At 43.5% G+C, this 15,539-nt stretch carries 15 protein-coding genes; 4 read left to right on the forward strand and 11 right to left on the reverse strand.

The annotated features are described in order from the left end of the window. The gene (locus MSP8886_RS16430; protein ID WP_067018409.1) at window positions 1-1,578 is read right to left on the reverse strand and encodes a cytochrome ubiquinol oxidase subunit I; all 1,578 of its coding nucleotides are present in this window, start codon (window positions 1,576-1,578) and stop codon (window positions 1-3) included. A 575-nt stretch (window positions 1,579-2,153) separates the two neighbouring features. Here MSP8886_RS16430 and MSP8886_RS16435 point away from each other — a divergent pair. Continuing rightward, entirely contained in the window at window positions 2,154-2,786 is a 633-nt protein-coding gene (locus tag MSP8886_RS16435; protein ID WP_067018411.1) for a glutathione S-transferase family protein, read from the forward strand. A 352-nt stretch (window positions 2,787-3,138) separates the two neighbouring features. Here MSP8886_RS16435 and MSP8886_RS16440 read toward each other — a convergent pair whose 3' ends face one another. The 5 genes from MSP8886_RS16440 to arfB all read right to left on the reverse strand — a co-directional run bounded on the left by MSP8886_RS16440 (window position 3,139) and on the right by arfB (window position 7,520). Beyond that, window positions 3,139-3,327: a hypothetical protein gene (locus MSP8886_RS16440; RefSeq protein ID WP_067018413.1), complete on the reverse strand. Its 189-nt coding sequence runs from the start codon at window positions 3,325-3,327 to the stop codon at window positions 3,139-3,141. Between the two features lie 866 nt (window positions 3,328-4,193). Further along, on the reverse strand, window positions 4,194-4,700 hold the full coding sequence (locus tag MSP8886_RS16450) for a GNAT family N-acetyltransferase (protein WP_245659122.1): 507 nt from the start codon (window positions 4,698-4,700) through the stop codon (window positions 4,194-4,196). Between the two features lie 44 nt (window positions 4,701-4,744). Continuing rightward, a complete protein-coding gene (locus MSP8886_RS16455; RefSeq protein WP_067018566.1) occupies window positions 4,745-5,638 on the reverse strand; it encodes a cation diffusion facilitator family transporter in 894 nt (297 codons plus the stop codon). 202 nt (window positions 5,639-5,840) lie between these two features. Then, complete coding sequence (hppD, locus tag MSP8886_RS16460) at window positions 5,841-6,926, reverse strand: 4-hydroxyphenylpyruvate dioxygenase (RefSeq protein ID WP_067018417.1); 1,086 nt, start codon at window positions 6,924-6,926, stop codon at window positions 5,841-5,843. A 180-nt stretch (window positions 6,927-7,106) separates the two neighbouring features. Beyond that, window positions 7,107-7,520 (reverse strand): alternative ribosome rescue aminoacyl-tRNA hydrolase ArfB, encoded by a 414-nt coding sequence (gene arfB, locus MSP8886_RS16465; RefSeq protein WP_067018418.1) that lies wholly within the window; start codon window positions 7,518-7,520, stop codon window positions 7,107-7,109. A 138-nt stretch (window positions 7,521-7,658) separates the two neighbouring features. On the opposite strand from arfB, the gene hisA reads away from it, so the two are divergent. Together hisA and MSP8886_RS16475 are read left to right on the forward strand one after the other, a co-directional pair. Continuing rightward, window positions 7,659-8,423 carry a phosphoribosylformimino-5-aminoimidazole carboxamide ribotide isomerase gene (hisA, locus tag MSP8886_RS16470; RefSeq protein WP_067018419.1) on the forward strand — a complete coding sequence of 255 codons (765 nt, stop codon included), beginning with the start codon at window positions 7,659-7,661 and terminating at the stop codon, window positions 8,421-8,423. Window positions 8,424-8,814: 391 nt separating this feature from the next. Further along, window positions 8,815-9,567 (forward strand): hypothetical protein, encoded by a 753-nt coding sequence (locus MSP8886_RS16475; RefSeq protein WP_067018421.1) that lies wholly within the window; start codon window positions 8,815-8,817, stop codon window positions 9,565-9,567. A 65-nt stretch (window positions 9,568-9,632) separates the two neighbouring features. Here MSP8886_RS16475 and MSP8886_RS16480 read toward each other — a convergent pair whose 3' ends face one another. Next, the gene (locus MSP8886_RS16480) at window positions 9,633-10,106 is read right to left on the reverse strand and encodes a hypothetical protein (protein WP_067018423.1); all 474 of its coding nucleotides are present in this window, start codon (window positions 10,104-10,106) and stop codon (window positions 9,633-9,635) included. Between the two features lie 235 nt (window positions 10,107-10,341). On the opposite strand from MSP8886_RS16480, the gene MSP8886_RS16485 reads away from it, so the two are divergent. Next, window positions 10,342-11,691 carry a sigma-54 interaction domain-containing protein gene (locus MSP8886_RS16485; RefSeq protein ID WP_067018425.1) on the forward strand — a complete coding sequence of 450 codons (1,350 nt, stop codon included), beginning with the start codon at window positions 10,342-10,344 and terminating at the stop codon, window positions 11,689-11,691. A 110-nt stretch (window positions 11,692-11,801) separates the two neighbouring features. On the opposite strand, the gene MSP8886_RS16490 is transcribed toward MSP8886_RS16485, so the two are convergent. The 4 genes from MSP8886_RS16490 to MSP8886_RS16505 all read right to left on the reverse strand — a co-directional run bounded on the left by MSP8886_RS16490 (window position 11,802) and on the right by MSP8886_RS16505 (window position 15,539). Then, on the reverse strand, window positions 11,802-13,490 hold the full coding sequence (locus MSP8886_RS16490) for a diacylglycerol kinase family protein (RefSeq protein ID WP_067018427.1): 1,689 nt from the start codon (window positions 13,488-13,490) through the stop codon (window positions 11,802-11,804). A gap of 146 nt (window positions 13,491-13,636) precedes the next feature. Continuing rightward, the gene (locus MSP8886_RS16495) at window positions 13,637-13,972 is read right to left on the reverse strand and encodes a hypothetical protein (protein WP_067018429.1); all 336 of its coding nucleotides are present in this window, start codon (window positions 13,970-13,972) and stop codon (window positions 13,637-13,639) included. 89 nt (window positions 13,973-14,061) lie between these two features. Next, entirely contained in the window at window positions 14,062-14,328 is a 267-nt protein-coding gene (locus MSP8886_RS16500; RefSeq protein WP_067018431.1) for a hypothetical protein, read from the reverse strand. A gap of 491 nt (window positions 14,329-14,819) precedes the next feature. Further along, a complete protein-coding gene (locus MSP8886_RS16505; protein WP_067018434.1) occupies window positions 14,820-15,539 on the reverse strand; it encodes a glutamine amidotransferase-related protein in 720 nt (239 codons plus the stop codon).

The following is a 15,539-nucleotide window of genomic DNA, read 5'->3' on the forward strand; positions in this document are numbered from 1 at the left end:
TTACAACTCCTTAGCTTGTAACTGATCGGTTTCTTTCTCTAGTGCGTAACGACCGGTATGCAGACTAGAAGGACCTTTTTTGGAGAAACGAATCATCAAGAACATTTCTGCGATCAGGAAAGAGGTATACAAAGCGATGATTGCTACAATCGAGATCCAAAGATCTGTCTCAGTCAAACCTGACGCAGCCAAATTAACCGGTAAAATCTCACCAATCGCCCAAGGTTGACGACCATACTCAGCCACGAACCAACCTGTTTCACAGGCAATCCAAGGCAATGGTAAACAACACATCACAATTCGTAAGAACAAACGATTCTGACCGATACGACGACGTGCGTTTTGGTAGAAAGATGCAGCAAAGACAATCAGCATAATGAAGCCACATGCCACCATGATGCGGAAAGAGAAGAAGATAGGTGCAACATTTGGAATACTGTAGTTCACCGCTTCGTCAATTTGCTTAGAGGTCACGTGGTTCATGTCATTAGTAAAGCCTTTCACCAATAGACCGTAACCAAGATCCCCTTTCACTTTTTCAAAGTTTTCTTTGACAAGTGGATCGGTAGAGCCACTACGTAATTTTTCCAACAACTGGTTGGCGTAGATACCATTGATAATACGCTGACGGTTATGCGCTTTTAGCTCATCAATCCCCTCCACTTTGCCAGTAAGAGAGCGAGTTGCGATAAGGCCAAGCACACCAGGAATTTTGATCGCGTACTCTGTTTCACCTAGCTTCTGATTAGGAAAACCAATCAAGGTAAAATCTGCTGGGGCTTTTTGAGTATCCCATTCGGCTTCAACCGCTGCTAATTTTACTTTTTGAACGTCGCCTAGCTCATAACCAGATTCATCACCTAAAACAATGACACTTAATACAGACGCCAACCCAAAAGCAGATGCAATGGCAAAAGAGCGACGAGCAAAGGCAAGATCACGGCCCTTAAGCATGTAGTAAGCCGAAATAACCAGTACAAACATGGCACCCGTACAGTAGCCAGCAGAGACGGTGTGGACAAATTTCACCTGGGCAACAGGGTTAAACAACAAGGCGCCGAAATCCACCAGCTCCATACGCATGGTTTCGTAGTTAAACACAGAGCCAACTGGGTTTTGCATCCAGCCATTCGCCACAAGAATCCATAGTGCTGACAAGTTAGAGCCTAGAGCAACCAACCAAGTAACAGCTAAGTGTTTACCTTTGCTTAAGCGATCCCAACCAAAGAAGAACAAGCCAACCAGAGTCGATTCTAAGAAGAAAGCCATCAGACCTTCAATTGCCAAAGGCGCACCGAATATATCGCCCACATAATGCGAGTAATATGACCAGTTAGTACCAAACTGGAACTCCATAGTGAGACCGGTTGACACCCCAAGAGCGAAGTTTATGCCAAACAACTTACCCCAAAATTTCACCATGTCCTTGTACACTTGCTTTCCTGTGAGCACGTAAACGGACTCCATAATGGCAAGTAAAAAAGACATCCCCAATGTTAAAGGAACAAACAAAAAGTGGTACAAAGCAGTTAGAGCAAACTGGAACCGCGATAAGTCCACTACAGTTTCATTAATCATAATGACTTCAACCCATTCACTTGATTGAGAAAAAGGCGAATACCGGCACTTTATCCTTAGAACATGCTCTTATTGTGATACGCCCACCGTAGCACCAAACATTTGGCACTTACTATAAGGACGGATTATAGGTTACTCATTGTTACGAAACATTGCGTTAGATCAATATAAAGAGACCGAAAAGAAAGAGACTCAACAAGAGCTCCGTTTATAGACATAGATCAAAAAACACGAACTGTCATTAATTGATTGTTTTACAACCCCTTTAATAGGGTAAGAAAGGCCAATTTTTCACCTGTTTCAACGCAAGCCTCCCCATATTGGAACAAACGCTCTTTTATTAAAGAAGCAGAAGACATAAAAACTGACATAAAATAGACATTGTCAAACGCATCGCCAATGACCATCTAGAGATGTCGGTATTTTTTCCTTTGTAAAAGCAAATCTCTCATAAAGTTCTGGTGTACCATGCTCTGACACATGACTAACGTAATCAGTCATTCACGCGCTTTTATGTCGGCCGTTAACAAGTGAACTCATCATCAAAAGCGCAATTATACGTAGAGGACTATACTATGATCACCATCCATCATTTGGGCGTTTCCCAATCTGACCGCATTGTTTGGCTAATGGAAGAGCTTGGCTTGCCATATAAACTGACATGGTATGACCGGGATCCTAAAACAGGGGGAGCACCAAAAGAGTACCTTGCATTACACCCAACCGCTACCGCACCTGTTATCACTGACGGTGACCTCGTACTGACCGATTCCAATGCCATCGTAGAGTATATTTGCCAACGTTATGCACAAGGCAAGCTTTGCATTGCACCAGACAGTGCCTTGTACCCTGATTACCTTTACTGGATGCAATATCATAACCATTTGTTGTCCGTGTTTTTTGGCAAAAGCGGCCTTGGTGAGGCAGGTGCAGAATCTGGCTTTGCGAAAATCCTCCAACGCCGTGAAGACAGCTACTATCAGCATTTAAACAATCACTTAGCGGCCTCTGACTTTTTGGTCGGCAACGAACTCACCTGCGCAGACATTCTTATCATGTTCGATCTAACCACCTTCCCGCTTTTTGGTGGCAAAACCTTAGAAGGCTTAGACCATGTGCAAGCCTATGTCGAGCGTGTTTCCGCTCGTCCAGCCTACCAAAAAGCCATGGCGTTAGCGGGCCCAAGCGCGAAAAACCCAAACGCTTAACCTAGCATTTATTGCCTTATCATGGCTTAGAAAGAAAAATAGAACAGACATAAGAAAGCCCATCAAGTGATGGGCTTTCTTGGATTCTCACTATGACTAAATTTATAGTATGCGCATGTACATACCAGAAGAGGTCGGCATTGTTGCCTTGGTAGTTAGCTGATTTTAGGCAGAACTTAACGGGTACTTCTTCGGAACCTTGCCAGCTCATCATGTCTTAATTCCTTGGCGTCAGAATCTATCATTGCGGACTTTTTAATTTCATCGTCAGTCATAGACTTAACCCTCTTCCAGTCAGTCGAGCCCCTGCGTCCCCGTGCGCTCGCACCACTAATTTTCTTAATAGCCATGACTATTTCTCCTCCTTTTTGTTTTTAACAGGCTTAAATTCATCTAGCTCTTCATTTGTTGGCAACGCAGAATCAGGATCATCTTTTGCCGCCCTCTCTATTTCTTCATCAGTTATTTCGTCAACCTCTTGCCAGTTAGTTTTGCTCTTTAACTTCTTTGCTTGTTCAGCGGTAATCTTCTTAATAGCCATGAATAATCTCCTAATTCTAAAATGTTCCACGCTCATAAGCTGCACGCTCTTTCTTATTTGCTTTTCGTGCTGATATAACCCTGATCCGTTTTATACACTGATCTCACCAAGTGCTAACGCTAACTGCCTTTGTCCCATGGCAGCATGACAGAATGCACTGTTGCCGCTTTACTTTCAGACACATCGCCAAGCATGTTCTCCACAAACAGGGAATGAACAACCTGATTCAACCACCTTTTCACTGTCCTCAGTGGTTCTAGATACCACGCCTTCGCGGGGATAACGGTGATTAGACTAAACGAGTCCATTCGACGCGACGAAGTTGCGCGACGTTATGGTGTTTCAGAGTCCGTTAAAAATGCTCTTTCACCTACCCTCAAAACTAATCTATGCCTTACGCTATAGAGCGTACTAATAAAGCACGATGTATAAGATACAGATCACACGCTTCTCGTTAAAAAAGCGAATTTTTGGTAACTTTTTGGGTGCTTGCAAAAAGTTACCCGCTCAGCAGAGCGGAATAAACGAGCAGCTCAAAGCAATTGAGAGGAAACAAATATACTGGAAGCCCCAAAGAACAACCCCATCCTAGCCTTCCCCTTAAATAAGGGGAAGGCTAGGATCACACGCTTGGGCTGAAAGCCCGATAAAAGATTTTTTGGTTACTTTTGTATCATTTGACAAAAGTAACCCGCTCAGCAGAGCGTAATAAACGAGCAGCTCAAAGTAATTGAGAGGAAACAAATATACTGGAAGCCCAAAGAACAACCCCATCCTAGCCTTACCCCTTAAAAAAGGGGAAGGAACTTGGTTAGTCGCTAGCCCATGGATCTCACGACTGTGCAGCGGGATGACGAATACGGTCACTAAGATGCCTTTGGGAAAATATAAATATCACGACTCAGCCCATCTGGAAATTGACTTCGCCTTGATTTAACGCCCCCCAAACGCTCGACCAAAGCCCTAGCACTCTCATTTGAATCATGCATATAGGTTTCCACTTCATGCCAAGCAAACTCGTTATAAGCATGGGCAACGGCGGCGATGGATGCTTCTTTGGCATACCCCTTTCCCCTTGAGGTTGGCAGTAACCACCAAGTCAGCTCTCTTGGCCAACCTAATCCTTGCCAAAAACCACATACACCAACAATAGTTGCGGACTCTTTTTCTTTGATCGCCCAAACACCAAAGCCATCAATATACCAACCACCCAGGTCTTCTTTTAAACGCCCCAACGCTTTACCACTGGAGATTGGTCCGCCATAAGCTTTAGAAGCTTCACCATTGGTATAAAACGCATTGTATGCTTCAACGCACTCAATGCTGGGAGGCACCAATAACAAACGCTCTGTTTCAATAGTTGGAATCATCATTAACAACTTCTTCTGTTCTTATATTTCTAAGCTAAGCCTCACCTTCAGTGAGGATGTTCTAAAGCACAATTCGCTTCGTCCGCTTCATTTTCTATTTGAATGGTGGCATGTTCGATTGAAAACTCATCGTGCAGATGGTGTTGTATGTGGTGTAAAAATCCCTCTGGAGTCACGTCTTTCATAACTAAATGCACGGTTAAAGCCACTTCCGTGGTACTTAATGGCCACACGTGTAAATCGTGAATACGAGCGACTTCAGGTAAATTTTCTAGATAACGCCGCAATGCAGGCATGTCGATTGTATCTGGCACCGCATCTAGCGTGTAATTCATGGAGTCTTTTAGCAGTCCCCATGTTCCGATGAATATAACGGCGACAATCAGTAAACTAATCACAGGGTCGACCCATAACCACCCTTTCCACCAAATAAGCGCCCCCGCAATCACCACTCCCAACGAAACAGCTGCATCAGCCGCCATGTGCAAAAATGCCCCTTTGATATTCAGGTCGTGATGGTGATCTCCCATAAATAGCAGCGCTGTCACCGTGTTGATCACCACACCAATGGCGGCGACGATCATCATGGTCACACTGGCAACAGGCGCAGGATGAGCAAAACGCGTCATGGCTTCCCAAGCAATAATGCCCAATGCGGCCAATAGCATCACCGCGCTGATCAAAGACGCCATCACGGTGACTTTTCGAAAACCGTATGTGCGTTTTTCGGTCGCTGCTTTTTTTCCTAATATGCTCGCTCCCCAAGCCAACAATAAACTCAATACATCACTTAAGTTATGTCCAGCATCCGCAATCAAGGCTAACGAATCGGCAGCAAAACCGTAGAGAAACTCAACAGCTGTAAAAAAAACATTGAGCGCAATACCGATAGCAAACGCACGGTTATAATGACTAACATGATGACTATGGTCGTGACTCATATAACCTCTTGTGACAAACAAATGGGACTTATTACCTTCTAACTTATAGGAAAGCAAAGCTTGAGAAAACCATTTCGCCCATACAATTTCCACCCCACAGATAAAAAATAACCCCCAATACTGATTCTTCAGTACTTGGAGGTTTAAGGTCATACGAAGGAAGCTTTATCGCACAAGGTAAACGTGTTCGCCTTAGAGAAGGTTACTCCTCACTTAATACACCTCGACGAACTTGGTCTCTTTCCATACTTTCGAAAAGGGCTCTAAAATTCCCCTCACCGAACCCTTCATCCCCTTTTCGCTGGATCAACTCAAAGAAAACTGGCCCAATAACGGTTTCAGTAAAAATCTGCAATAAGCGCCCGCCTCCTTTGGTTGGAGCACCGTCCATAAGAATCGCGTTGCGTTTCATGCGATCAACATCTTCACCGTGCCCAGGTAGACGCTCCTCTAACATTTCGTAGTAGGTATCCGGCGGTGGCGTTAAAAATGACACGTCAACTTCGCGCAACATTTCGACGGTATTAAAAATATCAGAACACCCCAAGGCAATATGTTGGATCCCCTCACCTTTATACTCGATCAGGTACTCTTCTATTTGACTTTTATCATCAGAGGATTCATTGATAGGAATGCGAATTTTACCGCAAGGACTGGTCATCGCTTTTGATTTTAGGCCTGTTAACTTACCTTCGATGTCAAAATAACGTATTTCTTGAAAGTTAAAGAAGTCGGTATAGAAGCTTGCCCATTTTTCCATATTACCTCGCATGACATTATGGGTAAGATGATCGATATATGTCATGCCAGCGCCAATCGGGCTCATATCGTTCGGTTCAATTGCTTCAAAATCAATATCGTAAATAGAGCCATTATCACCATAGCGATCCACAAAATAAATTAAGCTACCACCAATGCCTTCAATAGCTGGAATATTCAATTCCATGGGACCTATGTGGTTAATTTTCGGCGTTGCACCTAGTTCGATTGCCCGATTGTAAGCATAGGCAGCATCGGCAACACGAAAAGCAATCGCACATACACATGGCCCATGAGCTTGGGCAAAACGCTGAGCGAAGCTATCCGGTTCGTGGTTAAGAATGAAATTGACGTCCCCTTGCCGATATAAGGTGACTTGCTTTGATTTATGTTTTGCAACGGGAGAGAACCCCAGAGAGAGGAAGAGTTTTTCTAATTGTCGAGAATCTTCTGCAGCGTATTCAACAAACTCAAAACCATCGGTCCCCATCGGGTTAACGTCTGTAATTAACTCGGATAATTGAGGCATACTATTTTTCACTCCATTCCATTGGTAAAACAATATTAGCGTTCATCATGAATCGCCATTGCCGATATTCAATATAGCTTAATATCGAAAATCAAGCACACAACTGCACGTCTAAAGCCCTAGCTAAACACACAATACTTAAGAAGGGCTTAAGGAAACACCAATCTAACACTCGATTGATCAATCCCAATTAGAGCGGCGCAGTCTTTTAATTTGTCCTTTTTGTTTCTTTACATCTAAACGTTTTTTCTTAGCTGAGCGACTGGGCTTGGTAGGTCGACGTGCTTTTTGTTGTTTAATAGCATCCAAAATCAGCGCTTTTAAGCGTACTAAGGCATCTTCACGGTTTAATTCTTGAGTGCGATATTGCTGTGCTTTTATGACAATATCCCCCTCTTTCGTCAACCGAGAGTCACTGATTGATAATAAGCGCTCCTTATGAAATTCAGGTAAAGAAGAGCTTGCAACATTAAACCGCAGATGAATAGCTGAAGACACTTTATTCACATTTTGACCGCCCGCTCCCTGCGCTCGAATCGCGGTTAATTCGATTTCATGATCAGGAATGGCCACCGCTAGGGAAATTTGTAACATAAGAATAAATGATCTTGCTTTATCAACTATGGAGTCGTCATTGTACCAGTCTTACAGACTGTTTGCTTTGGCGCATCGTTTCTGGGTAAATTATCAGTTACAATCCCACTCTTATTTCGAATCATTAGGAGCTTTTTTGTGACTCAGTTTCGTCCTTGTATTGATCTACACCAAGGTAAAGTAAAGCAAATCGTCGGTGGTAGCCTAAATGACAAAGGCGCTAAAGAGAACTTTATCAGCGAATACAATGCGGCCTATTACGCCTCACTTTATCGTGAACATGGACTCACTGGAGGACATGTGATCGCGCTTGGTAAGGGCAACCACGAAGAAGCATTGAGTGCACTTCGCACTTATCCTGGTGGCTTACAATTTGGTGGTGGGGTCACAGCGCGTAATGCTGCGGGCTATCTTGAAGCAGGTGCGTCCCATGTAATCGTAACCTCTTATCTCTTTAAGGATAAGGAGTTTTCATGGGACCGACTCGATAAAATCAAACGTGAAACTGGCGTAGATCGCTTAGTATTAGATCTCAGCTGTCGTCGTACAGAGGATGGCTGGTACATAGCCACAGATCGCTGGCAAACGATTACTTCCATGCCAGTGACTCACGAAAGCTTGACAGAATTAGCAGATCATTGCGATGAGTTTCTTATACACGCTGCTGACGTAGAAGGCCTACAAGCAGGCATTGATGAAGAATTGGTTTCTCTGCTCGGACAGGGTTGCCCTGTGGCAGTTACTTATGCAGGGGGCGCTCGCTCTTTAGAAGACTTAAAACGCGTCAATGACCTCTCAAACGGCATTGTCGATTTAACTATTGGCAGTGCTTTGGATATTTTTGGCGGTCAAGGTGTCACATTGGATGATTGCATCCTATGGAACCAAGCACAATCCGCGTGATCGAAGCCAAAAGATGCTAAAAAACATGAGGCAACATAAGCATACGCTTTATGTCGATATTTTGTGTAAGAAATTAGCAAATTAATATGTTATAGTATTTCATTACAATTTCTAGACGGTAAAAACAGTTCTTTTTCAGATACACTCAAGGCCTTTCTATATTCTAAATAAAGAGCATTACACTGAAGCCATGCTCTGGGTTGTAGACGAAAAGCGTTGCACTAAGATTGGCCACTATTCAAGTCCACCCAGATCAATACAGGTACAGAGGATGAAAAGAATTTGATAAGAAAACTGGTGCGTATCCTGATTTTCTACGCATCTCGACATGAGCACTGACATACCGCATACTAGCGCTCATTATTTTAAACTCCAATCTCAGGATTATACGATGTTACTACTTCGTGCTGGCGTATTAATTTTGCCACTTTTACTCAGCGCCTGCTCAACGCCATTTTTAAAAGATATGACACATGCCAAAGGCGAGCAGACGACTAAAACAGAACAGAAAGAGAAGACAACAGAATATTCAACACCAAAAACAGCGACCAACACCGAGATAAAAGTAAAAACCTTTAAAGAGCAGAAAGAAAAACTTGATGAATTATTAACAACCGCTAAGAAACAATATCACGAGCTTCATATCCGGGCGGGTATTGCTCCAGAAATACCGCAGGTTAATATCAGCACGCTTAGCACAGCTAATGCCATTGCCGATGCAGAACGTCATGTTATTGAGTACAACAAACAAACTGCGGCTAAATTAAGCACTCTAAATACCTTAGTTGAACAACGTAAAAACGCGCCTAAAAGAGGTGATTTGCTAAAAATATTCATTCACAAAGCGGACATATCTTTGCCAAAAGGCAACTTCATGACTCAACCACTCATTGGTCAGTGGGTCAGAGGCGAAAGCCGTGTTATTCGCTTAAAAGACAGTATTTTATTTGATACAAAGCATTCTGAAGACATTAAAATCACCTACTCAGAACGTTATCAGATTTTAGTAAATGGCCAAGTCATCAGTGTGGTCAAACCATATACAGATAAAAGCACAGCCCCTTTCGATGTCAACACTTCAGAAAAGGATGGCAAAATCAAAGGCGAGTTGGATTACAGTGTGGTGACATCTAGCCAGAACTGATCCATACAGATCTTGCATTTAGAGCAAGCATATCACAAGGCTGCCAGCATTTTGTCTCATGCTGGCTAGCCACAGGCTAACCCTGCTTGTTGGCGTCGCTGGCTCACCTGATCCAGCGTCATTTGAATGGACGCTAGAAACTCGCTAATACGCAGTGCAAATACACGATCCTTGAGCTTAGTCACTAGACGCTTGATACGTTTTAGCGCCTGTCTATTAATACTCATGATTCGGTTAGGAAGGTTTTTGTCTGACGCTTTAATGGCGTGTAAATAGGCTTTACCGATGTATCCAGCTTCTGGGTTCATACTGCCGCTGTCTTTGGGTAACGCCTCCAGACATCCTAACAATCGTTCAGATAGCGCCTGATACTGATTCGCTACCATTTGAAACACATGTTGCTCAACTGTATTGGCGACTCTACCCTGTACTTTAGCATTCGCATAACTGCCATCATAGCTGATCGAAAAGATGTCCCAAACGAGGTAAGCATCACTGATTAGCGGACTTCCATTGGCTTTTGCTTCACTCTTTTTCATTGTTACTCCCATCAAAGAATGGTTTGTTTTGTGTAAATAACACAAATAACAACTAGGTTTTATGAAAAGTCTCTTACAAAGGCTATGCCAACTTGCCCAAGCTGTGATTCTATGGGCATATATTATCGTTAAGCGATATTTTGCTAGCGATTCTACTAACAGTAATCGGAAGAAATTACAGGTTCGCATGTCAGCTTTACAGGCTTGCGACTTTACCATTTTCAAGGAGAGGTATATGCCATCACCAAAGCTTTTTATGCACACACGTGATCCATTATTGGCCTCAGCGCTACTGGGGTTGTCTGGTGTTCGACAATTCGAATTATCCATTAGCAACCAAACAGACTCCTGGTTAGAGCAACTGACCCAGTCTGGATGCCAGATCGCTCTTATTGAAATAGACAGCCTTAAAGATCAAGCACTCGCCGATCTAGACTGCAGTCCATTACTACAAAGCGTGGAGTTTTTATTCTTCAGTCAGGGTGAGCCTGATCCGATGCTCGATAATTTGATGAGTAAAGGGGCAGGTTTCCATTATCGTGCGCCATTTAATTACGACTTGGTAAATGCTTCGCTCGAAGAAAGCTATAAGGAACTGTCGGTAAGAACACACCGCCAACAAAGCAATACCAGTTACTTGGACCAATTCTGCCTGTTACTCGGCTCTTCCACCGCGATGCATAGTCTGTACCGTACCATTCGTAAAGTCGCGGCCACGAAAGCCAATGCCTTTATCGTGGGTGAAAGTGGTGCAGGTAAAGAACTTGTCGCCAACAGCTTACATGTCTTTAGTGAGCGTTCTAATCAGCCCTTTGTCGCGGTTAACTGTGGTGCGCTCAGCCCAGAATTGATCGACAGCGAGCTATTTGGCCATGTGAAGGGCGCCTTTACGGGGGCTCACAAGGATCATATTGGTGTGTTTGAACAAGCCAAGGGCGGGACATTATTTTTAGATGAAATCACCGAAATGCCCTATGAATATCAGGTAAAACTCCTACGAGTATTAGAAAGTGGTGAATACAAGCCAGTCGGTAGCCAGACAATTAAAATGGCCGATGTTCGAGTCATTGCTGCCACCAACCGGTCACCACAAGAAGCCATAGAGGAAGAGGTTTTCCGCGAGGATTTATACTTTCGTCTTGCGCAATTTCCCATTGATGTACCCCCTCTTCGCGACCGCGACGAGGATGCCTGTGGGTTAGCGCAACACTTTCTCACCTATCGAAATAAACAAGAAAATACTCATAAGCAACTGTCTGATTCGTGCTTAACGAAAATTCGCCAGCATCCATGGCCTGGCAACGTTCGAGAGCTGAAACATGCCATCGAGCGAGCGTATATTATGTCGGACGATGTGATTGAAGCAGACGACTTAGCTCTTCATGGGAGTCAGCAGAAAAAGTCATCTGACATGGAGGCTTGTATACCACAAGGCATGAAGCTGGAAGATCTGGAAAAAATAGCCATTACCCAGACCCTAAAACAAAACCTTGGTAACAAAACTGACACCGCACAGCAACTCGGCATCAGCGTTAAAACACTTTACAACAAGCTAGATAAGTACGAAAGCTCGAGTCAGCTTTAACTACGACAGTAGGACACTAAAACGGCGAGCTTAAGCTCGCCGTTTTAGTGTCTATGTAAATGAAATCGACCTTAACCAAAACCTCCCAGCTTCATAGGCACAACACACTATTATGTATTCCTTTCCTCTGACGAAGATACCGTATGCAAATCGTTAGTGTGTCGCATTAAATCTTCTGGCACCACCACACTTAGCGATTGTGGGTTAACGACAATCTCGATACTATCCGCCTCTCGCTCTTCACCATCAATCACATAACGACCAACACTGCTAATATCGACTTTAACCCGCCCAGCAGAGCGATGGAAAACGCCATTATTGCCCTCTTGCGCCGCACTGTTTTCATGGCGATCCCCCAAACCAAGGAGCGCCAGTTCAGCCAAATTAAGAATCTGTGTCCGCTTAGGGTCCAGCCAGGTTAAATCCAACTCACCATCCATGATATTGGGTAGCCCCTTCCCTTGAGCTAACAAGGTGGTAACCGGAGCGGCATTGGCAATGGTTAAGCTTGGCGTATGAATAACAAAAGGGTCATCATCATTAAGGGTGACAGAAAAGTCATGTATTTCATTTTGACCAATAGCCTCCCATAGCCCTTGTAAATAAGCAAATTGTCCACTGGTGTTCTTTTTCGTACGATCTGCTTTCTCAATCATTTGCTGCTCAAAGCCCACACCCGCTAACAACAGCATGAGCTCACCATTACAGGTTGCCGTATCAACACGCAAATCGCAGCCCTCAATTAAATTCAAACAGACCGTCTCAAGAGGAGCCACTTTGGACAAGGTTCCACACAATACCTGATTGAAGGCATTCGCCGTTCCTAATGGAATAATGCCCAGCTTAGTCTGAGTACCTATCAATGCACTTGCGACTTCGGTCACCGTTCCATCGCCACCACAAGCGATGACTAAATCTGGGGAGGAAAGGATAGCTTCTTTGGCTAAATCGGTGCCGTTCACCTCAGGCGTCGTCGTTTTCACTGTTAGATCATAGTAAGCAGACAAATAGCGGAGAATATCGCTCTTTTTCTCTTCCCACTCACGCCGTCCTGCTACCGGATTGGCGATCAACCAAGCAGTATTATGAACCTTCAGCAATTTTTGATTATAGGAACGTTTTAATCGCTTAAATTGACGCTTATTCAGACGTGCGGTTTGACGGATCCCACGAATTTTTTGCATGGCGGCGTCCGGAGACATATCTGCATTTTGACTTAACAAATACGCCGCCAACATAAATACGGAACGCCCACGCCCTAGAGCACAATGAATCACCACAGAACGATCATTTTTACGATGCGTATGGACCCAGTTTAAAGCTCGCTGAATCTGTAAATCTGACGGCACCGAATGGTCTAAAATGGGAATATTCAGGTAATCTATATCGTCTTGATAGGTTACCCAATTAAGCGAACTGAACTCCGCTGTCACATCAAGCACAGCACCAATGTTTTCATGCTTAATATCATGAACATCAGAAGGGAAAAGGCGTCTTGCTAAATACAAACCTTCGTCTATTTTTTGCAATGCAGGTACAGGATCGTTGCTGCGCGCCCAACTATTATAAAGTTGAGTACTCCACAGAAAAGGCAAAAAAATCCAACGAATATAAATCGGAACGGTTCCGTCGGAGCGCTTTCGAAAAATGGTTGGTTTATTGAGAAGGTAGGCAAGACTGACACAAAAAAATGAAAGGGCAAACCAAGCCCAAACTAACTTAAAATACACATTATTGGTAAGAATACACAAAAGAGCAAAAACGGCCGTGATAAGCAAATAATAATTTGGCTTAAACAATCACATTCTCCTTAATCGTTTTATCGTTCTTTTTACTGGATAAATGTATGTAGCACAACCTCATATTATAACATGATGAATCCACTCTTATGGTGAGCACCCCCAGCCATCACGACACTGGGGGGCAGTCTTACCCAAATTACATCCTAGCAATCAGAATCTTTGGCATTCATGCCTTCTTTTGCTTTTTCACAGGCATCTTCTACTGCATTCCCTGCATCGGTGGCTTTATCATCAATAGCCTCACCTGCCTTATGGGCTTTATCATCAATCACCTCACCTGCCTTGTGCGCTTTGTCGCTTATGGCGTCACCTGTTTTTTTCAACTGGTCACCGGCTTTATCGATGGTTTGCTCTACTTTATTGTCTGTCGTCGCAGAATTATTTTTTGACGCACTATCATGATCATCGCTACAGGCTGTTATAGACATGGCCGTTACAGCGACGAGTGCACCTTGAATTAAAATACGCTTAATGCTCATTAGAACTCCTTGTAAGTAAAGTTTAGACTAGTTTTTAAAAAAAGCTCTTTCATAAGGAAAGAGCTTGTGTTCTTGACCGCTCACTCTCATTAGTTCGTTGTACTAGATGAACCAGTTGAACTTCCTGAAGCCGAGCCATTGGCTGCTGGCGCTGCAGGGATAGAGTTAGTGGAGGTGGATGAATCAGCGGATGAATCAGTTGATGCACCACCATTATTTAAAGACTGCTGTTCAGTCGATGGGGCTTGATCCGCCGCTTTTGCGTCATCTCCATCACCTGAGCCTTGACAAGCAGCCAATGTTGCCGCAGTCATCACAATAAAAGCACCTTGTAATAATGTACGTTTCATATTCATAGCTCTCTCTCCATTTCTCGGTTTAGTTATCTAAAGAGTAATCTCAAAAACAAGAACCAATACATTTGAAACAACAAAGTTGAAACTGGTGAAGACAAGCTATTTTTCACACCAGAACAAATGACATCGCTTGTTTATCGCTTTCGATGAAGAGTATTGCGAAGGCTGTGCCAACTTTCATAAAAACCATATAAACCATTGTTTAATAAATACTTTTTAAAAATACTAAAAAACTAACGGTTACTTTTTCCACCCACTAAAAGGTACTTTTTACAATAACGGCGAGTAACTGTTTCCGTCGACGAAATGTAAAGACGCAAATAATGTGACCGAATGGTCGAACATTAACAAGCCCATTCCAACAACGAATGGCCCGAAGGAACGAGGCTTACAACAATCATAGTAGAGAAAGAATGAATGGTGGGAAAATTTAACTCAAAAAACCACCAGATAGTTGTAACAACCATCTGATGGATGAAGACATTATGCGTTTAAGTACGCTGGCCCTGCTTGATGAAGTCGGCAATCCATTTCTGTACTTCGGGAGCATCCAATGTTTCTCGCTCTACGCTTTCTAAGCCTTGCTCAGATAACGCCTCTGGAATAGGGTTTGCCTTTAACATATCGATCAAAGCAACCTCATAGGCCTTATTGAACTCGGGGTGTCCTTGCAAGGTGAAAATATGATCGTCATAGAGCAACCCCGCGTATTCACAAAAGTCCGATTTAGCAAAAACACGAGCCCGTTCAGGCTTATTGACCACTTGATATTGATGCATGGCGCAGATCGCAAAAGAGGTCACATGATCAGGAATATATGCATCACTACCAACACGTTGATAACGATGAATTCCAACCCCCCAACCGCCTTCAAACCGAGCAACCTCTCCACCCAATGCATCAGCAATGATTTGATGACCAAAGCAAATACCAACTAAAGGTTGCTTGTTGGCGTCAATGTCGCGAATCAGATCGTTTAACTTCAGCATCCAAGGAAGACGCTCATCCACATTTGATTTCGACCCCGTAATCAGCCAAGCATCACATTGGCCTGCTGACTCAGGGAAAACATCATTACGCACATCAAATGTCTCAAACTCAAAGGAGGCATCCTGCTCTGTTAGTAGCGTCACACACATATCAGCATATGAGCCAAATTTTGGTAGCAAAACGTCAGGAGTAATACCTGTCGCAAGAATACCTATTTTCAT

It is taken from the genome of Marinomonas spartinae, assembly GCF_900089775.1.
Lineage (GTDB): Bacteria > Pseudomonadota > Gammaproteobacteria > Pseudomonadales > Marinomonadaceae > Marinomonas > Marinomonas spartinae.